The sequence below is a fragment of the Ensifer sp. LC11 genome, assembly GCF_001695835.1.
In the GTDB taxonomy this organism is placed as follows: domain Bacteria; phylum Pseudomonadota; class Alphaproteobacteria; order Rhizobiales; family Rhizobiaceae; genus Ensifer.
Genome location: NZ_MBSO01000072.1, coordinates 37,599 through 64,501 on the forward strand (window position 1 = coordinate 37,599; position 26,903 = coordinate 64,501).

The 26,903-nt window shown below is 62.1% G+C and carries 22 protein-coding genes; 12 read left to right on the forward strand and 10 right to left on the reverse strand.

Annotated features, from left to right (window positions below):
* Positions 1-222: 222 nt before the first annotated feature.
* Together BBX50_RS28050 and BBX50_RS28055 are read left to right on the forward strand one after the other, a co-directional pair.
* A complete protein-coding gene (locus BBX50_RS28050) occupies positions 223-909 on the forward strand; it encodes a GntR family transcriptional regulator (protein WP_244513197.1) in 687 nt (228 codons plus the stop codon).
* 163 nt (positions 910-1,072) lie between these two features.
* Complete coding sequence (locus tag BBX50_RS28055; RefSeq protein ID WP_065778575.1) at positions 1,073-2,662, forward strand: ABC transporter substrate-binding protein; 1,590 nt, start codon at positions 1,073-1,075, stop codon at positions 2,660-2,662.
* A gap of 85 nt (positions 2,663-2,747) precedes the next feature.
* Here BBX50_RS28055 and BBX50_RS28060 read toward each other — a convergent pair whose 3' ends face one another.
* The 4 genes from BBX50_RS28060 to BBX50_RS28075 all read right to left on the reverse strand — a co-directional run bounded on the left by BBX50_RS28060 (position 2,748) and on the right by BBX50_RS28075 (position 6,725).
* Complete coding sequence (locus tag BBX50_RS28060) at positions 2,748-3,422, reverse strand: HAD family hydrolase (protein WP_065778576.1); 675 nt, start codon at positions 3,420-3,422, stop codon at positions 2,748-2,750.
* Positions 3,423-3,544: 122 nt separating this feature from the next.
* Positions 3,545-4,213: a metallophosphoesterase family protein gene (locus BBX50_RS28065; protein ID WP_065778577.1), complete on the reverse strand. Its 669-nt coding sequence runs from the start codon at positions 4,211-4,213 to the stop codon at positions 3,545-3,547.
* Positions 4,214-4,476: 263 nt separating this feature from the next.
* Positions 4,477-4,848, reverse strand: coding sequence for a hypothetical protein (locus BBX50_RS28070; RefSeq protein WP_065778603.1), 372 nt, complete (start codon positions 4,846-4,848; stop codon positions 4,477-4,479).
* Between the two features lie 161 nt (positions 4,849-5,009).
* Positions 5,010-6,725 carry a phosphoethanolamine--lipid A transferase gene (locus BBX50_RS28075; protein WP_065778604.1) on the reverse strand — a complete coding sequence of 572 codons (1,716 nt, stop codon included), beginning with the start codon at positions 6,723-6,725 and terminating at the stop codon, positions 5,010-5,012.
* Positions 6,726-6,996: 271 nt separating this feature from the next.
* On the opposite strand from BBX50_RS28075, the gene BBX50_RS28080 reads away from it, so the two are divergent.
* From BBX50_RS28080 to BBX50_RS28115, 8 genes are all read left to right on the forward strand, one after another.
* Positions 6,997-7,671: a response regulator transcription factor gene (locus BBX50_RS28080; protein WP_065778578.1), complete on the forward strand. Its 675-nt coding sequence runs from the start codon at positions 6,997-6,999 to the stop codon at positions 7,669-7,671.
* Positions 7,668-9,020 (forward strand): HAMP domain-containing sensor histidine kinase, encoded by a 1,353-nt coding sequence (locus tag BBX50_RS28085; protein ID WP_065778579.1) that lies wholly within the window; start codon positions 7,668-7,670, stop codon positions 9,018-9,020. The genes BBX50_RS28080 and BBX50_RS28085 overlap by 4 nt, the downstream gene beginning before the upstream one ends.
* Positions 9,021-9,194: 174 nt before the next feature.
* The gene (locus tag BBX50_RS28090) at positions 9,195-10,361 is read left to right on the forward strand and encodes an HPP family protein (protein WP_065778580.1); all 1,167 of its coding nucleotides are present in this window, start codon (positions 9,195-9,197) and stop codon (positions 10,359-10,361) included.
* 134 nt (positions 10,362-10,495) lie between these two features.
* Positions 10,496-11,200 carry a CerR family C-terminal domain-containing protein gene (locus tag BBX50_RS28095; protein ID WP_065778581.1) on the forward strand — a complete coding sequence of 235 codons (705 nt, stop codon included), beginning with the start codon at positions 10,496-10,498 and terminating at the stop codon, positions 11,198-11,200.
* Positions 11,197-12,198 (forward strand): secretion protein HlyD, encoded by a 1,002-nt coding sequence (hlyD, locus tag BBX50_RS28100; RefSeq protein WP_065778582.1) that lies wholly within the window; start codon positions 11,197-11,199, stop codon positions 12,196-12,198. The genes BBX50_RS28095 and hlyD overlap by 4 nt, the downstream gene beginning before the upstream one ends.
* 3 nt (positions 12,199-12,201) lie before the next feature.
* The gene (locus BBX50_RS28105) at positions 12,202-13,932 is read left to right on the forward strand and encodes an ATP-binding cassette domain-containing protein (RefSeq protein WP_065778583.1); all 1,731 of its coding nucleotides are present in this window, start codon (positions 12,202-12,204) and stop codon (positions 13,930-13,932) included.
* Entirely contained in the window at positions 13,929-15,077 is a 1,149-nt protein-coding gene (locus tag BBX50_RS28110; protein WP_065778584.1) for an ABC transporter permease, read from the forward strand. The genes BBX50_RS28105 and BBX50_RS28110 overlap by 4 nt, the downstream gene beginning before the upstream one ends.
* A 1-nt stretch (position 15,078) precedes the next feature.
* On the forward strand, positions 15,079-16,191 hold the full coding sequence (locus BBX50_RS28115; protein WP_065778585.1) for an ABC transporter permease: 1,113 nt from the start codon (positions 15,079-15,081) through the stop codon (positions 16,189-16,191).
* A 2-nt stretch (positions 16,192-16,193) separates the two neighbouring features.
* On the opposite strand, the gene BBX50_RS28120 is transcribed toward BBX50_RS28115, so the two are convergent.
* Both BBX50_RS28120 and BBX50_RS28125 read right to left on the reverse strand, forming a co-directional pair.
* Positions 16,194-16,796 (reverse strand): alpha/beta hydrolase, encoded by a 603-nt coding sequence (locus tag BBX50_RS28120; RefSeq protein ID WP_065778586.1) that lies wholly within the window; start codon positions 16,794-16,796, stop codon positions 16,194-16,196.
* A gap of 81 nt (positions 16,797-16,877) precedes the next feature.
* Complete coding sequence (locus BBX50_RS28125) at positions 16,878-17,810, reverse strand: VOC family protein (RefSeq protein WP_065778587.1); 933 nt, start codon at positions 17,808-17,810, stop codon at positions 16,878-16,880.
* A gap of 236 nt (positions 17,811-18,046) precedes the next feature.
* Between BBX50_RS28125 and BBX50_RS28130 the strand changes: the two genes are divergently transcribed.
* Positions 18,047-19,870, forward strand: coding sequence for a sensor histidine kinase (locus BBX50_RS28130; RefSeq protein WP_083213737.1), 1,824 nt, complete (start codon positions 18,047-18,049; stop codon positions 19,868-19,870).
* The gene (locus tag BBX50_RS28135; protein WP_065778589.1) at positions 19,867-21,228 is read left to right on the forward strand and encodes a sigma-54 dependent transcriptional regulator; all 1,362 of its coding nucleotides are present in this window, start codon (positions 19,867-19,869) and stop codon (positions 21,226-21,228) included. The genes BBX50_RS28130 and BBX50_RS28135 overlap by 4 nt, the downstream gene beginning before the upstream one ends.
* An 86-nt stretch (positions 21,229-21,314) precedes the next feature.
* Here BBX50_RS28135 and BBX50_RS28140 read toward each other — a convergent pair whose 3' ends face one another.
* From BBX50_RS28140 to BBX50_RS28155, 4 genes are read right to left on the reverse strand one after another with little or no spacing between them, the layout of a single operon-like run.
* A complete protein-coding gene (locus BBX50_RS28140; RefSeq protein ID WP_065778590.1) occupies positions 21,315-22,916 on the reverse strand; it encodes an ABC transporter ATP-binding protein in 1,602 nt (533 codons plus the stop codon).
* A 1-nt stretch (position 22,917) separates the two neighbouring features.
* Positions 22,918-24,048, reverse strand: a complete 1,131-nt coding sequence (locus BBX50_RS28145) for an ABC transporter permease subunit (RefSeq protein ID WP_065778591.1) — start codon at positions 24,046-24,048, stop codon at positions 22,918-22,920.
* Positions 24,041-24,964, reverse strand: a complete 924-nt coding sequence (oppB, locus tag BBX50_RS28150; protein ID WP_034799616.1) for an oligopeptide ABC transporter permease OppB — start codon at positions 24,962-24,964, stop codon at positions 24,041-24,043. Before oppB ends, BBX50_RS28145 begins: the two co-directional genes overlap by 8 nt.
* Positions 24,965-25,017: 53 nt before the next feature.
* A complete protein-coding gene (locus BBX50_RS28155) occupies positions 25,018-26,616 on the reverse strand; it encodes a peptide ABC transporter substrate-binding protein (RefSeq protein WP_065778592.1) in 1,599 nt (532 codons plus the stop codon).
* Positions 26,617-26,903: the final 287 nt, after the last annotated feature.

Sequence of the window (26,903 nt, forward strand, 5' to 3'; positions counted from 1 at the left end):
TCTTTGTCCTGACCCGTCCTGGTCGTGCGGTCCTCGTCGCACGCCTCCTCCCGAACCGATCGGCTCCGACCCCATAATCGCCGGCGCCGATAATTGCATACGATAGACGGATACAAACATCAACATGATTGTATACAATATTGACGAGCAAATTTGGGAACGTTATCCAAGGGCAAGGGCATGTTCGGCCGGTCGGCGACCGGCGCCGTTGGGGAGGCAACCTTGTCTGAGAAATCAAGCCGCAGCGAGGTGGTCTACAAGCTCCTGCGCCAGGCGATCCTGGAGCAAGCCTTGAAGCCGGGAACGAAGCTTTCCGAAGACACGATCGCCGATCACTTCAAGGTCAGCCGCACCAGCGTGCGCGGAGCCCTGGTCCGGTTGAATGCCGAAGGCATCGTTGACCTGAGAGCCAACAAGGGGGCCTGCGTGGCCGAGCCGACGTTGGAAGAGGCACGCGATATCTTCGCGCTTCGGCGCATGCTCGAGGCCGAGGTCATCCGGCGGCTGGTGGCCAATCTCGACGGCGCCGGCGTCAGGCGGCTGCAACAGCACGTCAAGCAGGAAGAGGCCGCCCTTTCCGATCACGGACCTCTTTCAATCCGGCTTGCGGGCGAGTTCCACATCCTGTTGGCGGAGCTCACGGGCTCGCAGGCGCTGACGCGGTTTGTTCGCGAGATCGTCTCGCGCTGCTCGCTGATCCTTGCGCGCTTCGCGCGACTGCATTCGCCGGAATGCGCGGTCGACGAACACGTCCAAATCATTTGCGCCTTGCAGTCACGTGACACAGCGACCGCCGAGCGCATCATGCGCGAGCATCTCGACGCAGTCGAACTGCGCGCCGAACTCGACACCGACAAGGCCGAACCGGACATCTCCGCCATCCTGCAGCGCTACGCCCGCAAAAGCTGAGACCTTCCGCAGAAGCAGCGCGTGAGCTCGAAGAAACGACGTTCTCACGTCGATCTGCGGCACGAACTGTCGCGGGCCAAGAAGCCCGACAGCCGCCTCTCCTTCCAATATCCTGCAACGTTACCGGTGCGCCGGGCAGGTCTTGCAAGAGAGGGAGTAAGTCATGCCGAGAGAACTGGAATTCATGAGCCGTCAGGTTGCCGCAGGACGGCTGTCGCGAAGGGAGTTTCTGGGGCGTGCGGCAGCGCTCGGGGTAACGGTCGCATCGGCGAACCTATTGCTTGGCGAGGCGGCACGCGCCGCCGGGCCGATCAAGGGCGGAATTCTGAAAGCGGGCCTGGTTGGCGGCGAATCGACCAACAGCCTCGATCCGGCGACCTGGGCAAGTCAGGTCCCCTATACGCTCGGACGCTGCTGGGGAGAGCAGCTCCTGGAAGTCTCACCGACGGGTGAGATCGAGCATCGCATTGCGGAAGCCTATGAGGCGACACCCGATGCCAAGACCTGGCGTTTCAAGATCCGCAAGGATGTCACCTTTCACAATGGCAAGGAGTTGACGCCGGCCGACGTCGTGGCGACGATCGAGCGCCATGGAGACGCCGATTCCAAGTCGGCGGCCCTGCCCTTCGTCCAGGAATTCGAGACGATCAAGGCCGACGGCGACAGTGTCGTCATCACCCTTCGCCAACCGAATGCCGACCTGCCCTATGTCGTCAGCGACTACCACCTGATGATCCAGCCGAACGGCGGCAAGGACGATCCGACGGCCGGTATCGGCACGGGTCCCTACAAGGTGGTTTCCAACGAACCCGGCGTCAAACACATCGCCGAGCGGCATGAGGGGTACTGGGGATCGGCCGAGCGTGGCCATGCCGACCAGATCGAAATCGCCGTCATCAACGATTCGACCGCGCGCACGGCCGCCCTGCAAAGCGGCCAGATCCACATGATCAATCGCATCGAGCCCAAAATCGTCGCGCTGATCAAGCGCCTCCCGGGCGTCGCCATCCGCAACGTGCCCGGCAAGGGACACTACGTCTTCATTGCCCATTGCAACACTGGACCTTTCGACAACAACGACCTGCGCCTGGCGCTGAAATATGCGGTCGATCGCGAGGAGATGGTCGCAAAGGTGCTCGCCGGCTACGGCACCGTCGGCAACGACACGCCGATGATCAAGGGCTATCCACTTTTTGACAATGATGTCGCGCAGCGGGTCTTCGATCCTGACAAGGCGAAGTTTCATTACAAGAAGTCCGGGCACAGCGGCTCGGTGCTGCTGAGGACGTCCGACGTCGCCTTCCCGGGCGCCGTCGATGCGGCGCAGCTCTTCCAGATGAGCGCCGCCAAATGCGGCATCACCATCGATCTCAAGCGCGAGCCCGGCGACGGCTACTGGTCGGACGTCTGGAACAAGCAGCCCTTCAGCATGTCCTACTGGACCGGCCGGCCGACGCAGGACCAGGTTTATTCGATCGCCTATCTCTCCAAGGCCGAATGGAATGATACCCGTTTCTTCCGCGAAGACTTCGACAAGCTGATCTTTGCCGCACGGGGGGAACCCGACCAGGCCAAGCGGAAGGCGCTCTATCGCCAGGCGGCGACGATCCTGCGCGACGAAGGCGGCGTCATCGTGCCGATGTTCAACAACTACATCGATGCGACGAGCGAAAAAGTGGGGGGCTGGGTCGTTGACCCGAACGGCGAACTGATGAACGGCCATGCCCTGACGAAGTGCTGGCTGAACGCCTGATCAGGTGCTCAAGGGCCGCAGGTCGGCGAACGCCCTGTGGCCCTTTAAAGATCGGACGAAATAAGAGCGCCGCGGGGCGACGAGCTCAGATCGCCCGGCGCAGCGATACCGTGCCATCACTCGCAAGCTCTGCTTCGATACCGTGATAGCGGGCAAGCGTCACATGCGGTGTGTCGGCGGCGGCTTCATGGGCGCCGGTGACGACGACGACATCGGCGCCGGCCGCCAGACCCGCCAGAATACCCGCGGGCGCATCTTCGAAGACCAGGCAATCTTCCGGCCGAACGCCGAGGCGCTCGGCGGCCAATCGATAACCTTGCGGATCAGGCTTGCCGACGGAAACATCTTCGCCAGCGATCATCAGTTGCGGCATCGGGATGCCGGCCGCCGCAAGACGGCGCACCGCAAGATCGAGCGGCGCCGACGTGACGATCGCCCATTTCTCCGGCGGCAGGGAGTTCAGGAAAGCAATTGCTCCGGGGATTTCGACGATGCCCTCGACATCGGCGATCTCCGCAAGCGCCAGATCATAGGCTTCCTTTTCCGGATCGACACCGGGCAGTTCCAGATTGCGGATCGTATCGACAGCCCGGACGCCGTGAACGGTCTTTATAAACTCGATCGGGTCGAGGCCGTTGCGCTCCGCCCAGGCGCCCCAGACGCGTTCGACGACGGCCATGGAGTTCAACAGAGTGCCGTCCATATCGAAAAGCAGGGCAGCGAAGTTCTTCGTGAAGACGGATGAAGGCGCGGCGTCCAATGCAATCCCCTGAGCTGTTGAGAAACGGGCGGCAGCAGCATCGCCCTTAAGAAGGAGGCACACGTACTACCTGATCGGCGAGTGCACAATGGCCTATACGTTTTCGCTGCAGACGGCAGCTTTCAGTTTGTTCCCCACCCTATCGCCGTGGCGAGGAAGTCGATCGGCCCGCCCGGCTGATCGTCGTCGAAAATGGCGCAGGACAGGACCCCACTGAACACGGCACCGGAATCGACATTGGTCCGGTTTCCCACGGTGCAGGGATTGGCCGCGCTGGGCGTGTGTCCGTGGCAAAGATGCCGGCCCCAGTATTCGCCCGAATAGTCGTCGGGCCTCCTGATCCAAAGAAAGATCTCATCACCTTGCCGCTCCAGCGGCAGGGTCTCATCGACACCGGCATGCACGAAAATGCGAAACCGCTCCACAAGAATGGAGGGAAGCTCGTTGATCCACTTCAGATGTCGACCGGGAACGGTGCCGTTGTAGGAAATCAGTGTCTCCCGCCCGCCATTCATGAGCCACCAGTCGACGTCACTCTCGCCGCTGCTTGCGCCCCACAGCATCTCTTCATGGTTGCCCTTAAGCGTCAGCCAGGTCCAGCCGGGCCTGGTCGGGCCAGCCATGATCAATTCGACGACGCCGCGACTGTCCGGTCCTCGGTCGATCAGGTCGCCGAGAAAGATCACTCGGCCCGAGGTTGCATAGGCTTCGATCTCGTCCAGCAGCGCACGCAACTGGTCAAGGCAGCCGTGAATGTCACCAACGGCGAAAGTCAGATGCCGGACGGCCATGCACCTCTTCTCCAAACACCTGCACACGGCTCAAAGGAGCTGATTCCGGCCTAAAAATATCACCAGATCAAAGCGCTAGAACAGGCTTTTTGCGAAAGGATGCAAGATGCGCTGCGATGATCACCTGCCACTGCGGCGAGCGGTCATCTGGCGCTTGCCGACGGTTTGCCGTGACGATCAAACTTCGAAGGTCACGCTTGCCTCCGTCGCCATTGCAACAGAGCCGCAAAGATGGCGAACACGCCCTCCGCCGACCCCGCTGCCTAGCGGCGGGAATGGCCTTTGGCGATTGTCGAACTGGCGATCGAGACCGGATCGCTTGCGGGGAATGTGTCCTCGAGGCCCTCCTCGAGCTGTTCTTCCAGAAGATCGCGATCGTGAGTCTGGCGTGCGTTCGGCAAAACGCCGCGTCGCCTTTCCGCCTGGTCGCTCGCTCCTGCAAGCGACGCATCCGCCTGAAGTGCGGCGCTCAACATCTCCTTCGCCTTCGCGACGGCGTTGAGCCGGTTCAAGGAGCCGGCGCTGTCCTGCGGGCACATCACAGTGACCACTTGCCCGTCATCGCCGATAAACTCCACGGTGAAACCGACGCGGCCGGCTCTTTCGGGGGAAACCTGTATGCCGACGATGCGCATCAAATTCTCCTTCCTGCGGGCTGCCCTTTCGACCGACGGCATCCTGGCGAGGGTCACGCCTGCAGTCGGCACGCAGTCGAGGGCATCTTCCGAAGGAAGCATCGACGCGCGTTTTTGTTCCGCGCCTGCGCGAATTTATGCGCCTGCGGGCGCTGGGGCACTCAAAGCGCCCCGGGCGCCGCCATGGAGCCCGTGGCTCCCGTCGGCAGATCCTTGGCGGTATCGGCGGACTGGAAGGCCGGTTGGCCGCTCGGCTGCTTCCTCGTGCAGTTGGCGAAAGCATCGAGGTCGCGTTTGTAGACCTTGGTCTCGACATTCATCATGCCGAGCACGGTGTGAAACAGGTTGTCATGAGATTTTGGTTGCGCCGTGTCCTTGGCCAGGCATGCCGTGTCGACCCCCATTGCCGCCTGATAGGGTCTCGAAAACCAGGCAATGAACGGCACCTGTGTCTGTTCGCGCGGGGCAATGGCATAGGGCGCACCGTGCAGGTAAATGCCGCTCTCACCGAGCGATTCCCCATGATCGGACATGTAGATCATCGCGCCAGCTATGCGGTCCTGGTGCTTCTCCAGCAGACGGGCAACGCTTGCCAACACGTAATCGGTGTAGAGGATCGTGTTGTCATAGGCGTTGGTGATCTCGTCAACCGAACACTTCATCAGCTCTGGCGTGCGGCAATCGGGGGTGAAACGCCGGAACTTCTCCGGATAGCGCAGATAGTAGGACGGCCCGTGACTGCCGAGCTGATGCAGGACGATCACGCTGTTTGCAGTCGTGGCGCCGAGCTTCTTGTCGAGTTCACCAAGGAAGATCTCATCCAGGCACTCGCCGTTGTTGCACAGGGGGCTGTTTTTCTGGTTGGTCATGCTGGCGAAGCTGATGAGATCGGCGATGCCCTTGCTACCGGTGTTGTTGTCCCACCAGGTGGCTGAAACACCAGCGCGCGTCAGAACGTTCATCAGGTTTTCGGTCGAACGCGCCTTCCAGTCCGTGTATTCGCTGCGCGGATAGACGGAAAACATGCAAGGAAGTGAAATTGCCGTCGCGGTGCCGCAACTCGTGGTGTCGGTGTAATTCACGACACCGAGCGCCTTCAGCTCGGGATTGGTCTCGCGCTGATAACCGTTGAGCGAGAAATTCATCGCCCGCGCCGTTTCGCCGGCAACGACAACCACGACCACCGGCTTGCCCGCGGCCGCAATCCGCCCGCCCTGCCGGGCGTCGGTGCCGAGCGGCTGGACGACGATGTTGCGCTCCTTGTAGGTCGAAGCAGCATATCGCACTGCGGCCGAGACCGGCCCCGTCGGGTTGAACCGCTTCATCAGATCCTTGTGTTGCCGGATCACGTAGGCGACGTTTGCGAAGTTTGCATAAACCAACCCGCCGCTGACAAGGAGGCAAGGAATGATGACGGCGAGATTGACCGCGGCATTCAGGAAAAAGCGGCGATGGCGGACCTTGACCCAGATGACAAGGAGGGACGGAACCAGTCCGTAAAACAGCAGATGTATCGCCAGGCTGCCGGTCAAGAGATGGCTGGCTTCAGCGTGTGTCGTGACGGCTGCATTGCCGATCATATCCTTGTCGATGATGACGCCGAACGTGTCGATGAAATAGGACGCCGCGGCCGAAACCACGATGAAGAAGATCAGCACCGGCTTCATCACGAATTTGACGGAAGCGGTCGTCAGCGCCGCGAACGTCAGCAGGCACAGGGCGGCGCTGAAGGAAAGGAGCGCCACGACGGAATCGTCGAAATAGGCGACTGTGTGCGTCCAGAAGGATCTGTTGGTGGCGAGAAGCAGATAGGCGCTGACAATGGCGCTAAGTGCAATGCTGCCGATCTCGGGCCGGCGAATTCCTGGAAATGTCAAAACGGTCTTCTCCTGCGGCGTCGGCAGGAGCGCCTGGGAGGGACGCTGCAGACGCGGGCATTCAGTCGAGGTGGAAGCCACCAGGCGGGCTGTTCGGTTGCAGCCTCGCCTTCATCCAAGGAGATACGGCGGACAAGCTGTCCAAACCCCGTCAAGAGTGCTCATTGGCCGACCGATGCGCGCGGAAGTAGGTGCCGCAGCAAGGAGTTGGCAGCCTCGGCGAAAGCCCATATTGTCGGCGGCGGCCCCTGTAAAATATCGAGACGAATCAATGCGCCTGCTCCTGGTCGAAGACAGTCCGCGACTGGTTGAACTGGTCGGAGAAACCATGCGGGACGCGGGCTGGCGCCTCGATGCCGTGTCAACGGTGGCAGATGCGGAAACGGCGATTGCCGCACGCGAGCACGACCTGGTGTTGCTCGATCTCGGTCTGCCGGACGGTGACGGCCTGTCGCTGTTGCGCCGCGTCCGCCAGGAGCACCCGGGATTGCCGGTGCTGATCATCACCGCCAAGGGTTCGGTCGACGAGCGCATTGCCGGGCTCGACGCCGGCGCAGACGACTATCTCGTGAAGCCGTTCCATCACCGCGAACTTCTCTCGCGCTGCCGCGCGATGCTCCGGCGCAACCCCCAGGCGGTTCAGCCTGTTCTGGAAGCCGGCGCGTTGCGCTACGATCCCGCCACCGCGGATCTCACCTGTGATGGCGCAATCGTGCCGCTGCCGCCGCGTGAGCGATCATTGATGGAGATCCTGATGCGGGAGGTCGGTCGCGTCGTGCCGAAGCGAAAACTTGAAACGGCGCTTTCTGAGTACGGCCAGGAGGTTACTCCCAACGCCTTGGAACTTGCCGTATCGCGGGTCCGCAAGCGGCTGCAACCGCTCGACAGCGGTGTCCAGATCGAGACCGTACGCGGCATCGGCTACCTTCTCAGGCAAGCCCCATGAAGAGCCGCAACCCGTCTTTGATTGGAATCGTCGCACGCCGCATCGTGGCTTTCTCGCTGCTCGCCATGGCGATCCAGATCGGTGTCGTCTTTGCCGACTACTGGTTCGATGACGACAAGCTCAGCGTGCTCATGCTGCAGCAGGAAACCGAAAGTCTGGTTGCCTATGTGCATGTGCGTGATGGCGCGGCGCGCTTCGAGCCCGATCACGATATGCGCCAACGGTATCTGGATCGACAGGACGACAATGGTTCGATCTTCCTTCGTATCCGTACGGCGTCGGGAGAAATCATCCACTCAAACTGCACGATCGAGTGTGCGCAGCATTTTCTGCCGCTCAACGTCGACGCGCCCCAATTCTGGAAACGGCTGATTGCGCCGGGAAAACCCTTCAGCGTTGCCGGAGGACAGACCTTCGAAAGAAACGGCACGACCGTGCTCGTCGAACTGGCGATCCTCAACGATCCGAATGGCTTCATGTACAGCGCCCTGCTGCACGAGATGGTCGATTCGATGATTGTGCCAATGACGCTGATGTTCTGCCTGGTGATCGGCGCGACGATCTGGTCGATCCGCAGTGCATTGAGACCGGTCGCCATGGCCGCCCGGGCAGCGGATGCGCTAGACCCGCGCGACAGCAATGCGCGCCTGCCGGTGACGAGAATGCCGCAGGAGATTGCCCGGCTCGTCACCGCCGTCAACCGGATGCTGACGCGGGTCGCCGATCTCATCCAGTCCCAGAAACTGTTCTCGTCGTCGATCGCCCACGAGATCCGCACGCCGGTTTCGATCGCCAAGATGGAGCTGAGCCGCATCGATGACCCAAGAGCGCGCAACGCAGAGCGCGATCTGGACGCATTGACGCATATTCTGGAGCAGCTCACCTCGCTGGCACGCGCCGATGCCGTCGACCCGTCGGCCTATCAGCGCACCAGCCTGTCGCAGATCGGCGCTGCCGTGGCAGAGGCAATCGCGCCATTCGTTTTCGACCACGACAAATCGCTGGAATTCGTTGACGAGGGCACGCCGCCGATTACCGCCATCCCGGCACTGGTCGAAAACATGCTGCGCAACCTGATCGAGAACGCCGTCAAGCACAATCCGCCGGGCACGCGCATCGTTCTGGCCTGCGGTCCGGGCCCGATCGTCTCGGTCGAGGACAATGGCAAGGGGCTCATTGACCTTCCGGACCACAATGAAGATCTTGGCTATGTGAAGAGTTCAGGACAACTCGGCCTCGGCCTGAAGATCGTGCGGCGCATCAGCGCGTTGCACCAGGCAACCGTCGCCGTCGACACGGCACCGGACCGCGGCACCAGGATCTCGATAGATTTTTCTGCGGCGACCTGAGACCCGCTCCCTCGTCGAGCGCGAGCATCACCTCGCACGGCAACTGGCGAACTCTTTTTAGGCGCGATGCATATATTTTAATCCGACGTGCGTTTTTGGATGCGGATTTCATGCCCAAATGTGCGCCATATGCTATTGGCCTAGGCATATTCGATCCCGCCTTCGAGAGTCTCCATGTCGCAGGTCCCCGCCTATCTCAAGCGTTTCAAGCCGTCGCTCGCTCCGATCAGTCATCTGGAGCGGCTGCGTTCGTCGCTTGGCGCCTTGCTCGGCATTCTGCTTACAGGCTTCATCAGCAGCTATGCACTCGGTGCCGACGCCAATCTGCCGCTCTTGATTGCACCCATGGGGGCCTCGGCCGTTCTGCTGTTTGCTGCCCCTTCAAGTCCGCTCGCTCAGCCATGGTCGATCGTCGGTGGTAATGTCGTCTCTTCGCTGATCGGCGTCACAGCGGCGCTGTTCATTCCCGAACCGGTCGTCGCGGCCGCGGTCGCAGTCGGGCTGGCCATCGCCGTCATGTTACTGCTCGGCTGCCTTCATCCGCCGAGCGGGGCGGTCGCGCTGACGGCGGTGCTCGGCGGCTCGGCGATCCACGAGGCCGGCTATTGGTTCGTTCTCTCGCCGGTTGCCATCAACTCGGTCGTCATCCTCGTGATCGCGCTCGTGTTTAACAATGCCACGGGCCGACGCTATCCTCATCTCGCCCCGGCAGCGACGTTCCACGGAACCACCGATCCTGCGCCCTCGCATCGGCTCGGCATCGTGCCGGAGGATCTTCAAGCGGTGCTGGCCCAATATGGAGAGGTGGTCGATGTCAGCCCGGAGGAACTCGACGCCCTGATCCACCAGGCGCAGATCCGCGCCTTCAACCGCCGCTCCGGCGAAATCACCTGCGCCGAGATCATGTCGCGTGATGTTGCCACGGCAACGCCGGAAACGTCGCTGCGTCAGGCCTGGCAGACGCTGCTGAAGCAGCACATCAAGGCCCTGCCGGTCGTCACCGAGAAAGACGGCTTGGTCGGAATCGTCACGCAAACCGACTTCATGAAGCACGCGATGCTCACGCCCCAGGCTGGGTTGCGTCAGCGGCTCGGAAATGTCGTCGGCCTTGGCCCCAAGTCGCCCCGGCTCGTATCCGACATCATGACGCGCCGGGTGCAATCAGCCCTGCCCGAGACGATGATCGCCAAGCTCGTGCCGCCAATGGCGGATATGGGCCTGCACCATATGCCTGTGGTCGATGCCAACAACCGGCTGGTTGGAATCGTCACCCAGTCGGACCTCATCGCAGCTCTCTTCCAGCGAAGGCTCGAACGGGGTGAAGAGCGCGACGTCGCTTGAGCCTATATCTCCTTTCCTAATCTGCGCATCCAACGTCCTTACCGGGGCGTGGAGAATCAGGCCACTCGCACTTGTCACGTCGACCGCCAATTCATTCGATTGACTTAATCGATGGAATGATATAATTTTAGCACATGATGAAAAAAGAAAGCGCACCTCAACCGACAAAGCAGGACCGCGGCGATGCCACCCGCGAGAAGCTTTTGACGAGTTCCATCGACGTCTTCGGCCGCTACGGCTTTGACGGCGCCACCACCCGCGTGCTCGCCGAAACGGCCGGCGTGAACCTGCAGGCGATCCCCTATTATTTTGGCGGCAAGGAAGGCCTCTACATCGCTGCCGCAGAGCACCTTGCATCGATCATCATCGGTCACGTCGCAGAGCTCCGAAACACGATCCTCGCGCGCCTTGCCCATCTCGACGGCGAAGGCAGGGCGATGGGATCGCAGGAAGCCCGTGACCTGCTCACCCAGATGGCGCAGCGCATGATCGCTCTCTTCGTCAGCCGTCAGTCTGAAAGCTGGGCGCGCTTCATCATCCGCGAGCAGATGGAGCCGACCGAAGCCTTCGAGCGCGTCTATTCCAACGTCATGGGCCCGATGATCGGCATGGCCGGCCGGCTGGTCGCCACCATTCTCGGCGAACCGGTCCAATCCGAACACGTCCGGCTGAAGACCCTGTCTTTCGTTGGCAGCATCCTCGTCTTTCGCATGGCTCACGCTGCCGTGCTTCGGCAGATGAACTGGCAGGCCGTGGGCCCTGATGAACTCGATCTCTTGCGTCGTCACACCGCCGAACTCGTCACGGCTCTTGGCAGTGGGAAGGAGGGCCAGTCATGAACAAGCCAGCGATCACCCTTATCTTGATGGCCGGTGCAGCAGCCGGCGCCTGGTGGTTCGAGCTCCCCCAGCGGCTCGGATGGGCCGCTACGGAGCGGACGTCCGTGCTCTACGGCAACGTCGATATCCGCCAGGTGTCTCTCGGCTTCCGCGTCAGCGGCCGCATCGCCGGCCTCGCTGTCGACGAAGGCGACACGGTGAAGCCCGGCGACGTTCTGGCCAGCCTCGACGCTGCTCCGTTCGAGCAGGCTGAGGCGGCGGCCGAAGCTGAACTCGGCTCGCTGAAGGCCAATCTGGCAAAGCTGAAGGCCGGCGCTCGGCCAACCGAAATTGCCCAGGCACGCGCAACCCACGAGGAGCGTCTTGCAGACCTGGAAAACGCCAACCTCGCCTATGATCGGGCGCGCCAACTGCGCCCGAACGGGACGATCTCTCAGGCCAATCTCGACGAGGCAAGTGCCAACAGGGCCGCAGCCGCAGCCCGCGCCACCTCTGCTCGCGAAGCGCTGGCCCTGCTTGAAGAGGGAAGTCGGATCGAGGACATAGAGGCGGCCCAGGCACAGGTTCTGGCCGCTGAAGCCAAGCTCGAGAGCGCCCGCACGTCACTTGCCGATACGCGCCTGCTGGCGCCAAGTGCCGGCACGGTACTATCCAGGGTCCGTGAAGCTGGCGCGATCGTCGCGCCATCGGACATGGTCTATGTTATCTCGCTCAACGAACCTGTCTGGGTTCGGGCCTATGTGGCCGAGCCGGAACTCGGCCGGGTGCATCCCGGCATGGCTGTCGAGGTTACCTCGGACACCGCGCCCGGCCGGCCCTACAAGGGGACCGTTGGCTTCATCTCGCCCGTCGCTGAATTCACACCGAAGTCGGTGGAAACGCCAGAGCTCAGGACCGATCTCGTCTACCGTCTGCGTATCGTCGTCGGCAAGCCTGGCCCCGACCTCCGGCAGGGCATGCCGGTCACCGTGCACCTTCCGAAACAAGAGGGAGGCTGAACGATGAGCGACGCCGCCCCCTTCGTCCGGATCGTCGATGTGCTCAAACGCTTCGGCAACGCTCCGCCGGCACTCGACCACGTTGCCGGCGAGATCCTGGGCGGCCGGATCACCGGTCTGGTCGGCCCGGATGGCGCCGGAAAGACGACGCTGATCCGGCTGATGACCGGGCTGATGGTGCCGGACGCGGGAAAGGTCGAGGTCCTCGGTTTCGACACGGTGACGAATGCCGCCGACATCCAGGCGTCGATCGGCTACATGCCGCAGCGCTTCGGTCTCTATGAGGATCTTTCGGTTCAGGAGAACCTCGACCTCTATGCAGATCTGCGCGGCTTGCCGCTCCCCGAACGCGTCGCCACCTTCGACGAGTTGCTCGAGTTTACCGATCTCAAGCGCTTCACGGCGCGGCTTGCCGGCAAGCTTTCGGGCGGAATGAAACAAAAGCTTGGCCTTGCCTGTGCGCTGTTGCGCAAGCCTCGCCTGCTCCTCCTCGACGAACCGGGTGTCGGGGTCGACCCGATTTCCCGTCGCGATCTCTGGAAGATGGTTGAGAATCTGACGGCCGAAGGCATCGGCGTGGTCTGGTCGACGGCCTATCTTGATGAGGCCGAGGCCTGCGACAGCGTGCTCCTGCTCAACGAGGGCAAACTGCTGTTTTCGGGCTGCCCTGCGGAATTGACCGCCCGCGTTGCCGGCCGCGTCTTCAAGGTGTCCGGCATTGCGCATGGACGCCGTCAGAAGCTCGCGCGCTATCTCGACGAGGAAAATGTCGTTGACGGTGTCATCCAGGGCGAAGCCATCCGCCTGGTGATGCGGCCTGACACAAAACCACCTGGACTGAACGATAACCCGCACGGCCCAAGCGCAGCGACCACGGCTCCTCGTTTCGAGGACGCCTTCATCGATATGCTCGGCGGCGGGCCTGGCGGCCGTTCCAAACTCGCCGAAACCCAGACCCCGTTTGTCATCGAGAACGGCAGGCCGGTCATCGAGGCGCGTGGCCTGACGAAACGTTTCGGTGACTTCACCGCTGCCGACGCCATAACCTTCGACATCCCGCGCGGGCAGATCTTCGGACTGCTCGGCCCGAATGGCGCCGGCAAATCGACGACCTTCAAGATGCTGTGCGGTCTGTTGAAACCGTCTGCCGGCGAAGGCCGCGTCGCCGGCTTCGACCTGCGACGGGATGCCGCCGAGGCGCGCAATCGGCTCGGCTACATGGCACAGAAATTCTCGCTCTATGGCGACCTCAGCGTTGCCCAGAACTTGAGTTTCTTTGCGGGCGTCTACGGACTGTCCGGCGCACGCAAGCGCGAGCGCATCCAGCTGATGATCGATATCTTCGGCTTCGGCCGACTGCTCGACATGTCGGCCAAGGACCTGCCGCTTGGCCTCAAGCAGCGGCTGGCGCTGGCCTGCGCTGTGCTGCACGAGCCCGAAGCACTGTTTCTTGATGAACCGACGTCCGGCGTCGATCCGATCACACGCCGCGAGTTCTGGACCCACATCAACGGGCTCGTCGAAAAGGGCGTGACAGTGCTCGTCACCACCCATTTCATGGACGAAGCGGAATACTGCGACCGTATTTCGCTGATCTATCGCGGCCGCTCGATCGCGCTTGGCTCGCCGGACGAGCTGAAGGCGCAGGTCGTGAGCGCCGAACTTCCGGACCCGACGATGGAAGACGCCTTCGTCGCGCTCGTTCAAGGCTCGGAGGAGAAGGAGGCCGCATGACCGAACATCCCTCCCATACTGAAAGGCGGTCTGCCCGGATCAGGCGTTTTGCCGCGCTGGTCCGCAAGGAAAGCTATCAGATCGTCCGCGACCCGAGCAGTATCCTGATCGCCTTCGTGCTGCCGTTGATCCTGTTGTTCCTCTTCGGCTACGGCGTTTCGCTCGACACGACCCAGACCCGCATCGGTCTCGTCATCGAGCAGGAGGCGCCGCTGACGCGCGATCTCGCAGCCGGCTTTCAGGCGTCGCGCTATTTCAAGGTGACCGTCGGCCGCGATCGGCGTGAATTCGAGGATGACCTGGTGCTTGGCCGCGTGCGCGGCATCGTCGTAATTCCCACTGGCTTCATGGCGGACTATGCGGCCGGCCGGCACCCGAGCTTGCAGGTGCTCGTCGATGGCTCTGATCCGAACACTGCGAACTTCGTGCAAAACTACGCCCAGGCCACGCTTGCCAATTGGACGCGCCAGCGCTTGAGCGACGGCGCCGGCCGGCCGCCGGCGATTACCGCCGAACAGCGCTTCTGGTTCAACCCGGAACTGACGAGCCGCAACTTCCTGGTGCCCGGCTCGATCGCCATCGTCATGACGCTCGTCGGCACGCTTCTGACCTCGCTCGTCGTCGCCCGCGAATGGGAACGCGGCACAATGGAGGCGATGATGGCAACGCCGGTCTCGGCCGCGGAACTGCTGGCCGGCAAACTGCTACCCTATTTCCTTCTCGGTCTCACCTCGATGACGCTCTGCGTATTGCTGGCCGTCTTCCTCTTCGGCGTGCCCTTCCGCGGCTCGGTCGCGGCCCTTTACGCGCTGTCGGCGACCTTTCTGATGCCGGCGCTCGGTCAGGGTCTGTTGATCTCGGCGGCGACGAAAAACCAGTTCCTGGCCTCGCAGCTGGCGTTGATCTCCGCCTTCCTGCCGGCTTTCCTGCTCTCGGGCTTTCTCTTCGAAATCAATTCTATGCCGACGGTCATTCAGTGGATCACCCTCATCGTGCCGGCACGCTATCTGATCCCGAGCCTGCAGACGGTGTTCCTCGCCGGCGACATCTGGCCGATGTTCACGCGAGCCATCGCCGTCATGCTCTTGATCGGCGGCGTCTTTTTCGCGCTCGCCGCGCGCAGCACCCGCAAGAGGATCGCTTGAAATGTGGTGGACAAGACTGAAAGCCCTGATCGTCAAGGAACTGCTGGCAGTGCTGCGCGATCCCAAGGGACGCACCGTCCTGATCGTGCCGCCCATTCTGCAGTTGCTGGTATTCTCCTATGCCGCGACGCTGGAGGTCACCAATGTCGACGTGATGGTGCTCAACCGCGACAACGGCCACTGGAGCCAGGACCTCATTCAGGAGATCGACGGCTCGCCAACCTTCCGCAGCATCCGCTTCACCGATAATCCCGACGAGGTGCGAGTGGCGATCGACACCCAGAAGGTCATTGCCGCCATCGAAATTGGCCCGACCTTCTCGCGCGACATCGAAGCGAGCCAGCCGGCTGAAGTCCAGCTCATTCTCGATGGGCGGCGTTCCAACGCGTCACAGATCGTCTCCGGTTATCTCAGTCGCATCGTCGGAACACTCGCGGCCAACACACCCGCGGGCAAGCGCACGGCGCCAGACGCCGTCAGCGTCGTTGCGCGCAACTGGTTCAATCCGAACCTCACCTATCAATGGTTCATGGTGCCGAACCTGGTCGCGAGCATTGCGCTGCTGATCGGCCTGATCGTGACGGCGCTGTCGATCGCGCGCGAACGGGAGCTCGGCACCTTCGACCAGCTCATGGTCTCGCCGCTTAGAACCCACGAGATCCTGATCGGCAAGCTGATCCCGCCAATGATGATCGGCCTCTTCCACATCACCATCTACATCCTGGCAGCCGTCTTCATCTTCGGGGTGCCATTGCGCGGATCGTTGCTGCTGCTCTATGGCAGCGCGGTCTTCTACCTTGCCTCGGTCGTCGGCCTCGGACTTTTCATCTCGGCATTGTCGATGACGCAGCAGCAGGCCATCCTCGGCGCTTTCCTCTTCATGGTACCGGCGATGCTGCTCTCGGGCTTCGCGACGCCGATCGAGAACATGCCCTCGTGGCTGCAGCCGATCACCTACGTCAATCCGCTGCGCTACTTCCTCGTCATCGTCAAAGGCGTGTTTCTCAAGGACATTCCGGCGGTCGAGGTGGCGCGCCAGACGATCCCGCTGTTGCTGATCGCCATGGTCACCCTCTCGGCCGCCTCTTGGTTGTTCCGCCGCCGGCTGGAATAGCCTCAGCCTTTCAGGAAGCGCGTGATTGCAGCGATTTCATTCTGACGGATGTCGTGGCCGCCCGAGTGCCACTCGGTTTCGGTCACGGCACCCTGCCCCTGGAAGTAGCCCGCCAGCGCCTGCGTCAGCGGCGCCGGGCAAATGGGATCGCGCTCACCGGCCGTGATCAACACGCGGCGTCCCTTGAGGCCAGCGTTGTCCTTCGGCCGGAACGGGATCAGCGGGTGCATCAGCACTGACTTGTCAAATATGCCCTCTTCGACGAGCACGTTGGCAAGAATGTTCGCGCCGTTGGAATAGCCAAGGCCGATCACCTCCGACGCGCCATGCTCGGCGGCAAGTGTCTTGACGAAGCCTGCCATCTTCTGTGTGGCGCGTGCGAGGTCCGCCATGTCGTAGACGCCCTCGCCTGTGCGCTTGAAGAAGCGCGCGGCGCCATGTTCCGAGACATCGCCGCGCGGCGAAACGATCGTCGCATCGGGCAACAGCTCCGAGGCAAAGGTGAAGAACTGGTTCTCGTCGCCGCCCGTTCCGTGGAAGACGAAGATGATCGGCTGGCCGGGCCGGCCGGCCTTCAGTTTGTGGACGTAGCCAAAGTCGGCCATTGCTGTCTCCTTGTTTTGCATCAGCTAAGATCCGCGGAGGCCCGCTGCAAGGGCGAGCCGTCTCTCCCGGTTTCGGCCGCGTTAGTCGTCAATCTTCTGCAGATGAGTTTCCAGGATCGGCCGCAGGTGCTTGTGCTGCTGCGGCAGCTTCAGCGCCTCACCGAGATGGGCAAGATCCTCGTCGCGGTCGAAGCCCGGCTCATTGGTTGCGATTTCGAACAGCACGCCGCCCGGCGTGCGGAAGTAGATCGCCCAGAAATAGTCGCGGTCGATGACCGGCGTTACCTGATAGCCGGTGTCCATCAGGGCCTTGCGCACTTCGAGCTGCTTTTCACGGCTCTCGACGGCAAAGGCAATGTGGTGCACCGAGCCGGCCCCCTGAGAGGCGCGACCAATGTTCGGCATCGTTTCGAGGTCGATGACGCGCGCATCGTTGCCACCCGGCACGATCAGCCGCGTGACGCCGTCCTTGCGGTCGAGTTCCTCGTAGCCCATGAACTTCAGCAGTTCCGCCGTTGCACCTTCATCACGAAGGCGGAGTGCAGCGGAGTGGAACCCGCGGATCGCGTGGTCCGCCGAGATACCCCCTTCGGTCCACGGAGCGCGCTGATCGTCCTTGACTTCAACCAGCGCGAAGCCGTCGCCATCAGGGCCGGCAAAGTTCAGACGCTTTTCACCAAAGGTCTGCTCGTCCTTGAGACCGGAAACGCCAAGCGTCGCCAGGCGATCCTTCCAGAAGCCGAGCGAACCTTCAGGTACCGAGAAAACAGTCGTTCCGACCTCACCGGTACCGGCGCGACCGCGCGGCATCTGCGGAAACGGAAAGTAAGTCATGACCGTGCCCGGCGTTCCGGCTTCGTCGCCATAGTAGAGGTGGTAGACATCGGGCGAGTCGAAGTTGACCGTCTTCTTGACGCGGCGCAGGCCGAGCGACTTGGTGAAGAACTGATTGTTTTCGCGCGCATCGTCCGCCATCGAGGTGACATGATGCAGACCCTTGATCTGATTGAGCATTGCCGTGATCCTTTCTCTCCGGCGCCATCGGGCGCTCCGTTGCGTCATAGATGCGCTCATCAGACCGTCGACGAAAGACGGCCACGAACAGACGCATTGTCAACGAACCGTTGACGCCGAACAAAATTCGTCAACCACTCCGCATCGTGAGGTCCCGCTTGTGACCCTTGTCGCCGATGCTTAAGATTGTTGAGCGACGGGTTATCGCAAGCACGCGAGGAGGGGCGCAGACATCTGTGAAGTATCGACTGGTTCTCGGTTTGGTGTTGCCGTTGCTAGCAGGCATGTTGGCCTGGCAGGGCCATAAGGTCGCGACCGACAGCTATCTGCGCGAAGCAACCGCTCAGGCAACGACGGCGCTCCGGCTTGCCGTTACCGCGCTCGACGGCCATCTCAGTCGCTATCAGGCGCTGCCTGCGCTGATCGCCGATCACGAGGATGTCCAGGAACTGGTCACCCGACCGCGTGACCGGCGGCTGAAGGAAGCGGTCAACGCCTACCTGAAAAGCATCAACACCCTTCTCCAGTCCTCGGACATCTACGTCATCACCCCTGATGGCGATACGATCGCGGCAAGCAACTACGACGGGCCGACAAGTTTCATCGGCCAGAATTTCAGCTACAGGCCCTACTTCCAGGAGGCGTTGCGCGGCCAGGAATCTCGGTTCTACGCCTTGGGCACGACATCATTGAAACGGGGCTACTTCTTCGGTTCGCCTATCCGCATCGGCGACGAGATCCGCGGCGTCATGGTGTTCAAGGTCGATGTCGAAAGCATCGAGGCCTCCTGGGAAGGCGGCGAATACAAGATCTTCGTCTCCGACCCCGACGGCATTATCTTTATGTCCGGTAATCGAGACTGGCTTTACGCTTCGATCCAGCCGCTAACCTCCGAACGCCTGGCCCGCAGCGAGGCGTCAAGGCGTTACGCCGATGCAACGGTGCACGCCCTTCCCGCGTCCGAGAGCATCTCGGCCGGCAACCATTTCCTCACGGTATCGTCCAACAATTCCAGCCGCGAATATCTCATGCTTTCGCAACCGATGCCCGAGGCCGACTGGACGGTGAATGTCCTCATCGACACCGCCTCCGTGCGCGCACAGGCACTGACATCAGTCATTGCCGCCCTGCTCATGATTTGTCTTGCCGGACTTGGTGTTGCGATCATTCTGCAGCGGCGCGCGCGGCTCAACGAACGGATCTCGATGCAGGCCGAAGCCCAGGTCGAACTCGAACGACGGGTGGATGAACGCACGGCCGACCTTGCGCGCGTCAACACTCAGATCGAAGAGGAAATTGCCGAACGGCGACTGACCGAACAGCAGTTGCGTCGCACCCAGGCCGATCTTATCCAGGCCGGAAAACTGGCCGGGCTCGGACAGATGTCCGCGGCGCTTTCGCACGAATTCAACCAGCCGCTTGCCGCCGCCAAGACCTATGCCGACAGCGCGACGCTCCTGATCGAGCGTGGCCGCTCGGAGGAAGCCAGCGACAACATCCGGCGGATTTCAGGTCTCGTCGACCGCATGGCCGCCATCAGCAAGCATTTGCGCAATTTCGCGCGCAAGCCAAACGAAAAGCTTGGGCCGGTTCTCATCGATGAAGTCGTTCGTGACACGATGGAGATCGTCTCTGTTCGCTTGAAGGCGGCTGCGGCAACGGTCGAGATCGATCTCGGACCGGAGCCGCTCGTGGTCAAGGCGGGACTTGTGCGCCTGCAGCAGGTGCTCGTCAACGTCATCTCAAACGCGGCCGACGCGGTCGAGGGCCTGGACGATCGCACCATTCGCCTGCAGGCAGAGCGTCATGGTGACAAGGTGGTGCTAAGCGTCCGTGACCGGGGGCCCGGCATCGCGCCGGCGATCGCCGAGCGCATCTTCGATCCGTTCTTTTCCACAAAGGGCGTCGGCAAGGGGCTGGGCCTTGGCCTCTCGATTTCCTATAACATCGTCAAGGACTTCGGCGGCAGCCTCATTGCCGTCAACCTGCCCGATGGCGGGGCCGAACTCCGCATCGAACTCGCCGCCGACAGCGACAATACCCGGGAGGCCGCCGAATGATCGAGAGCCGGATCCTGCTCGTCGACGACGAAGAGGATGTGCGCCATTCGAGCGCGCAGGCGCTGGAGCTCGCCGGGTTCCGTGTCGACGCCTTCGCAGCCGCCGAACACGCGCTCGAATTCATCAGTTTCAGCTTCCCAGGCGTCGTCATCAGCGACATCCGCATGCCCGGCATGGACGGCATGACCCTCCTGCAACGCATCCGCGAGATCGACGCAGAGGTGCCGGTCATCCTCATCACCGGCCATGGCGACGTGCAGCTAGCGGTCCGCGCCATGCGCGAAGGCGCCTATGATTTTGTTGAAAAGCCCTTTGCAGCGCAGATGCTTGCCGGCACGATCCGCCGTGCGCTCGACTGGCGCGCGCTGGTTCTTGAAAACCGCCGCCTGAAGGCGGTCGCCGGCAAGCGCGATGACATCGAGCAGCGACTTCCGGGCAGAAGCCAGGTCATGGTCGATCTGCGCTACCGGATCCGCGCCATCGGCGCTGCCGACGCGGACACGTTGATCATTGGCGACACTGGCGTCGGTAAGGAGGTACTGGCACGGACGCTGCACGATCTCAGCGCCCGTGCCAACAGCCCGTTCATCGCCATCAACTGCGCCGCGCTGCCTGAAAACCTGATCGAAAGCGAGCTCTTCGGCCACGAGCCCGGCGCTTTTCCAGGTGCTATCCGCCCGCGCTACGGCAAGTTCGAGCACGGTCGCGGCGGCACCATCCTGCTCGACGAAATCGGCTCGATGCCCTTCGACCTGCAGGCGAAATTTCTGCGCGTCCTGCAGGAGCGCGTCATCACCCGGCTCGGATCGAACGAACAGGTATCGCTCGACGTACGCTTCATCGCCACCAGCAAGGTCGATCTCGAAAAGGAGGTCGCAGCGGGGCGCTTCCGTGCAGACCTGCTCTACCGCCTCAACGTCGCGACACTCAGGGTTCCCTCGCTCGCCCAGCGCCGCGCCGATATCCCGCTGCTGTTCCTGCAGCTTGTCAGGGAATCCGCCGCGCGCTACGGCCGGGACGAAGTCGACGTCTCCCAGGCGATGCTGGCGGAAATGGCGGAGCGCGAGTGGCCGGGAAACGTGCGCGAACTTCGCAATGCGGCCGAGCGGCTGGTACTCGGGCTCGACGCGACGTCCGACGATGCGGCAAAGTCGGAGAACGGCGGCCGGCTGGCCGACAAGGTGGCAGCCTATGAAAAGGGGCTGATCGCCAGCGCCATCGCCGCCCATGGCGGCGCGCTGAAGCCGGTCTATGAATCGCTCGGCATCTCGCGCAAGACGCTCTACGAGAAGATGCAGAAGTTCGGGCTCGACAAGAAGCTCGTGGCAGCGGATTTCTCCGCCGAAGGCGAGCTCTGATCGGAGCCGCTGCCGCAATCACATGAGCGGAAACGAAAACGGGGACGCGATCGCTCGCGTCCCCGTCAATGGTCGTGGCTACGGGCTCAGACGTTGAAGGCTGCCCCAATCAGCGTCTTGGTATAGGGCTGCTTCGGCGCCTCGAAGATCGCATCCGTTTCGCCCTCTTCGACGATCTTGCCGTTCTTCATGACGATGACGTAGTCCGACATCGCTTTCACAACCGAAAGGTCGTGACTGATGAAGATATAGGAAAGCCCGTGCGAGCGCTGCAGGTCGCGCAACAGCTCGATCACCTGCCCCTGAACCGACCGGTCGAGCGCCGATGTCGGCTCATCGAGAATGACGACCTTCGGCTTCAGGATCATCGCACGCGCAATCGCGATACGCTGCCGCTGGCCGCCCGAAAACTCGTGCGGGTAGCGGTTGCGTGACGCCGGATCGAGTCCCACTTCCTTCAGCGCCTCGGACGCCCGGCGGTCGCGGTCGGCACGGCTGAGCTCGGGCTCATGCACGTGCAGACCTTCGGTGATGATCTCGCCGACGGTGCGTCGTGGTGACAGCGAGCCGTAGGGATCCTGGAAGACGAGCTGCAGCGTGCGCCGCAGCGGCCGCATCTGCCCACGGTCGAAGCCGGAAATATCCGTCGTTCCAAAGCGGTAGTGGCCGCTGCTCGGCAGAAGCCGGAGAAGCGCGCGTCCAAGCGTCGACTTGCCTGAGCCGGACTCGCCGACGACACCGATCGTCTGTCCCTCTTTCAGGCGCAGGTTCACGCTATCCACGGCCCGGAAGACGGATTTTCCGCCCCGGAAGAGACCGCCGCCGATCTGGTAATCGACGCAGACGTCGCGGCCTTCGAGGATGATCGGTGCACTGTCGGGCGGAGACGCCTTGCGGCCACTCGGCTCGGCGGCCAGCAGCATCTTCGTATAGTCGGCCTGCGGCCGTTCGAAGATATCCGCCGTCGTTCCCTTTTCCACCACTTCGCCGCGACGCATCACCGCAACGCGGTCGGCAAAGTGCTTGACGATGCCGAGGTCGTGCGTGATCAGCACGATCGCCATGCCGAAACGCTGCTGCAGCGACTTCAGGAGGTCAAGGATCTGCGCCTGGATCGTCACGTCGAGTGCCGTCGTCGGTTCGTCGGCAATCAGGAGATCAGGCTCGTTGGCAAGCGCCATGGCGATCATCACGCGCTGGCGCTGGCCGCCCGAAAGCTCGTGCGGATAGCTGTCGATGCGACGCCCCGGCTCGGGGATGCCGACGAGCTCCAGCAGTTCAAGCACGCGCGCCCGCGCCTGCTTGAACGAGCCGCCACGGTGGTGAACGATCGGCTCGGCGATCTGGCGGCCGATCGGGTAGAGCGGATCGAGCGAGGTCATCGGCTCCTGGAAGATCATGGTGACCTTCGCGCCGCGGACCTGGTTGAGCGCCTTTGGCGGAAGGCCGACGAGTTCCTGCCCGCGATAGCGTGCGGAGCCCGTGACGTCGCCGTTCTTGGCGAGCAGGCCCATGATGCCCATCATCGTCTGGCTCTTGCCGGAACCGGACTCACCGACGACTGCAAGCGTCTCGCCGGTGCGGACATCGAGATCGATGCCCTTGACCGCTTCCACGGTGCCGTCAGGCGTCGAGAAGTTCACCTTGAGGCCGCGCACGGCCAGGATGGTTTCCTTGGTATCTGCCATGTCAGCGATCCTTCGGGTCGAGCGCATCGCGCAGGCCGTCGCCGACGAAGTTCAGAGAGAACAGCGTCAAGACGAAGAAGATGGCCGGGAAGATCAAAAGCCATGGCGCCGACTGGATGTTGTTTGCGCCTTCCGAGATCAGCGCCCCCCAGCTCGTCAGCGGCGCCTGAACGCCAAGGCCGAGGAAGGAGAGGAAGCTCTCGAGCAGGATCACCTTGGGCACGACGACGGTCACGAAGACGATGACCGGGCCGATCGTGTTGGGGATGATGTGCCGGCGGATGATCTGCCAGTCGGTGAGGCCGAGCGCCTGCGCGGCGCCGACGAATTCGCGGCGTTTGAGCGCCAGCGTCTGGCCGCGCACGATACGGGCCATGTCGAGCCATTCCACCGCGCCGATCACCAGGAAGATCAGGATGAACGAGCGGCCGAAGAACACGACGAGAACGACGACCAGAAACACGAAGGGCAGAGAATACATGATCTCCACCAGGCGCATCATGACGTTGTCGACACGACCGCCAATGTAGCCCGATGTCGCGCCATAAACGACGCCGATGCCGAGCGACACGAGGCTCGCAAGCAGGCCGACGGCAATCGAGATCTGGCCGCCGAGCATGACGCGAACCAGGAGGTCGCGGCCGTTGGAATCCGTGCCGAAGGGGAAATATTCCCGGTCGACCTGGCCGGTGACCTTCAGCGTTTTCCCGTCGTTTTCCGTTGCCACCACCTGGGTGTCGCGGAACTCGTTGGCGCGGTCGAAGTAGCGCGTGGCACGGGAATCGATCGGCTGTTCGGAGGTAATCGTCGCGGTGAAGGTTTCGCCCTCGAGATTGAACTCCGTGAGCGTAACGCGCGCGCGGGTGGCCACCCCTTCCATAACGTCCTGAAGCGTCGACGTATCCGGACGCGGCTCCAGGCTCGGGCTGATCGAGACGTAGGACGGAAACACCTGATCGTAGGTGTGCGGGACGAAGAACGGACCGAGGAACGAGAACAGCGCGATCAGCGCCAGCATAAAGCAGCCGGCCATGGCGGCGCGGTTGCGCCGGAAGCGCATGGCAGCGAGCTGGAAGAGGCTTCGCCCCTTGGTTTCCGGCGTCGCCGCCGGGGTCTGGGCGATATCAGTCATGGCGAACCCTCGGATCGAGCAGGCCGTAGAGAATGTCGACCAGGAGATTGAAAACGATGACGAAGATGGCGACGAGAATAACCGTGCCCATCACCAGCGTATAGTCTCGGTTGATGGCGCCAAGGACGAAGTATCGACCGACGCCGGGGATGGTGAAGATCGTCTCGACGACGGCCGAGCCGGTCAGAAGGGCCGCAGCGCAAGGCGCGAGATAGGAGACGACCGGCAGCATCGCGCCACGCATGGCGTGGGTGACGACGACCGTTCGCGATGGCAGGCCGTAGGCCTTGGCCGTTCGGATATGGTCGGTGTGCAGCGCTTCGATCATCGAGCCCCGCGTGAGCCGCGCAAAGACCGCAAGCTGCGGCAATGCCAGCGCGATCATCGGCAGGATCAGGAAACGCAGCGATCCGTCACCCCAGCCGCCGGCCGGAAGCCATGCGAGCACGATCGCAAAGACCAGCGTCAGCACCGGGCCGACGACGAAATTGGGCACGGTGACCCCGATCGTCGAAAACGACATAATGGTGAAATCGAGAACGCTGTTTTGCCGAAGCGCGGCGATCGTTCCGGCGGTGACGCCGCCGATCAACGCGATAAGCAACGCGTAGAAGCCGAGCTCCATCGAATAGGGCAGACCCTTGCCGATCAGTTCAGCGACGTTGTTGTCCTTATAGACATAGCTCGGGCCGAAGTCGCCGGTCACCGCATTGCTGAGATAGTGCGTGTATTGGCGCCAAAGAGGCTGGTCGAGCTGATACGTCTTCATCAGGTTCGCCATGGTTTGTGGCGGAAGAGGACGCTCGAGGTTGAAGGGGCCACCGGGGGCAAACCGCATCAGGAAAAACGAAATGGTGACGACGATAAACAAGGTCGGCACCGCACTCGCCAATCGGCGAAGGATGAAGGAAATCATGGTCGTACTCCGGAGGCGACGCGCGGCGTGTCACCGCGCGTCGTCTCTGTTCGTTATTCGGCGATGCTCAGGAACTTGCTCAGGTGCTCGTTCGGAGCATTGTCCGCCCAGCCCTTGACGCGGCTGGCAACCAGCCACAGGTCGGCCTGGGTCAGAAGCGGCGCGATCGGCTGTTCCTTCATCAGCAGCGCTTCTGCTTCATGCATCAGCTTCGAGCGAGCGGCCGGATCCTGCTCGTCGTAGGACTTCTTCATCAGGCCGTCGAATTCAGCGTTTTCGAAGTGGCCGTAGTTGAAGGTCTTGTTGGAGCCGACGCTAAGCGCCAGGAAGTTCTCGGCATCCGCGTAGTCAGCCTGCCAGCCGGCGCGGGCAACGTTGAACTTGCCGCCTTCCTGCAGGTAAGCGTAGTGCGAGGACACGTCGAGGTTCACCAGCGACACCTTGGCGCCGAAGGTGTTCTTCCACATATCGGCAACAGCGGTTGCGACACGCTCGTGGTTCGGGTTGGTGTTGTAGCGCAGCTCGATGTCGAGCGGCTTGCCACCTTCGCCGTAACCGGCTTCCTTCATCAGGGCGATGGCCTTGTCTTCGCGGTCGAGCTGGGACAGCGTGCCGAACTCGGCCTTGGACGGCTCACCGTAGCTTTCGATGCCCGGGGGAACCATCGAATAGGCGGGGAGCTGCGAACCGGCGTAGATTTCCTTGGCAAGGAAGTCGCGGTCGACGGCCATGGACAGCGCCTGACGGACGCGCACGTCGCTATAGGGCTCCTGACGGGTGTCGAAGGCGTAATAATACGTCGCGAGCGACGGCGAGACGTGGACCTGCTCGCCGTAGGACGTGCGCAGGCGATCGATCTGGTCGGCCGAGAAGTTGTAGACGAGATCCATTTCCTTGGCTTCGAAGCGACGGACCGAGGCGGCCTGGTCGTCGATCGGGTAGAAGATGACCTTGTCGAGCTTGACGTTGGCCGCATCCCAGTAGTTGGCGTTCTTCACAACGGTCAGGCTGTCGTTCGGAACGTGCGCAGCGAGCGTGAACGCGCCGTTCGAAACCATGACGCCCGGCTTGACGAAGTCGGTGCCGTTCTTTTCGACGCTTGCCTTGCTGACCGGAAGTGCAGTCTGGTGCGCCAGCAGTTCGAGGAAGAACGGGGTCGGGCGCTCAAGCGTGATCTCGACCGTCTTTTCATCGATCGCCTTTATGCCAAGCTGGTCGGTCGGCAGTTCGCCCTTGTTGACCTTTTCGGCGTTCTTGATCGGGAAGAGAATGTTGGCGTAGCCGGCAGCGGTCTTCGGATCTTCAACGCGACGGAAGGAGAAAACAAAGTCCTCAGCCGTTACCTGCGAACCGTCCGACCACTTGGCGTCGGCGCGCAGCTTGAAGGTGTAGACCGTACCGTCGTCCGAGAGCTCCCACGTTTCAGCGACACCCGGGATGATCTTGGCAGCGGCGTCATAGATCGTCAGGCCCTCGTAGAGGTCCTTGAGGATGAACGCTTCGATGTTGATCGAGGTGTGGTGCTGGTCGAGCGTCTGCGGCTCACCTGCATTGCCGCGATGCAGGACAGCTTCGGCGAGCGCCGGGCTTGCTCCGATGAGCAGCGAGCCGATCAACGCGGCAGCACGCAGGTTGAGTTTCAGTGAGGCCATTTTCTTTCTCTCCTTCCCCTTTTTTGGGTTTGTGATCGCAGGAGAGAAGTGCAAATCGCCCCCAAAGGCAAGGCGGATTCTGCGGTCGTTTGCATCTTTATCTATAGAGCGGATTCCAACCTATCCCATAGGTTGTATTTCGTTTGCGATTCTTTTCGTCGCCTTTGCGACGGACATATGACGAGAGCGCGGCAATTTCGCGAAATCTCCTGCAACGTTTTAGGTCGATAATTTTTATCGACAAAGTGCCGTGAGAACAGGTCTCGAATCGCCTCCAATGCAAAGTT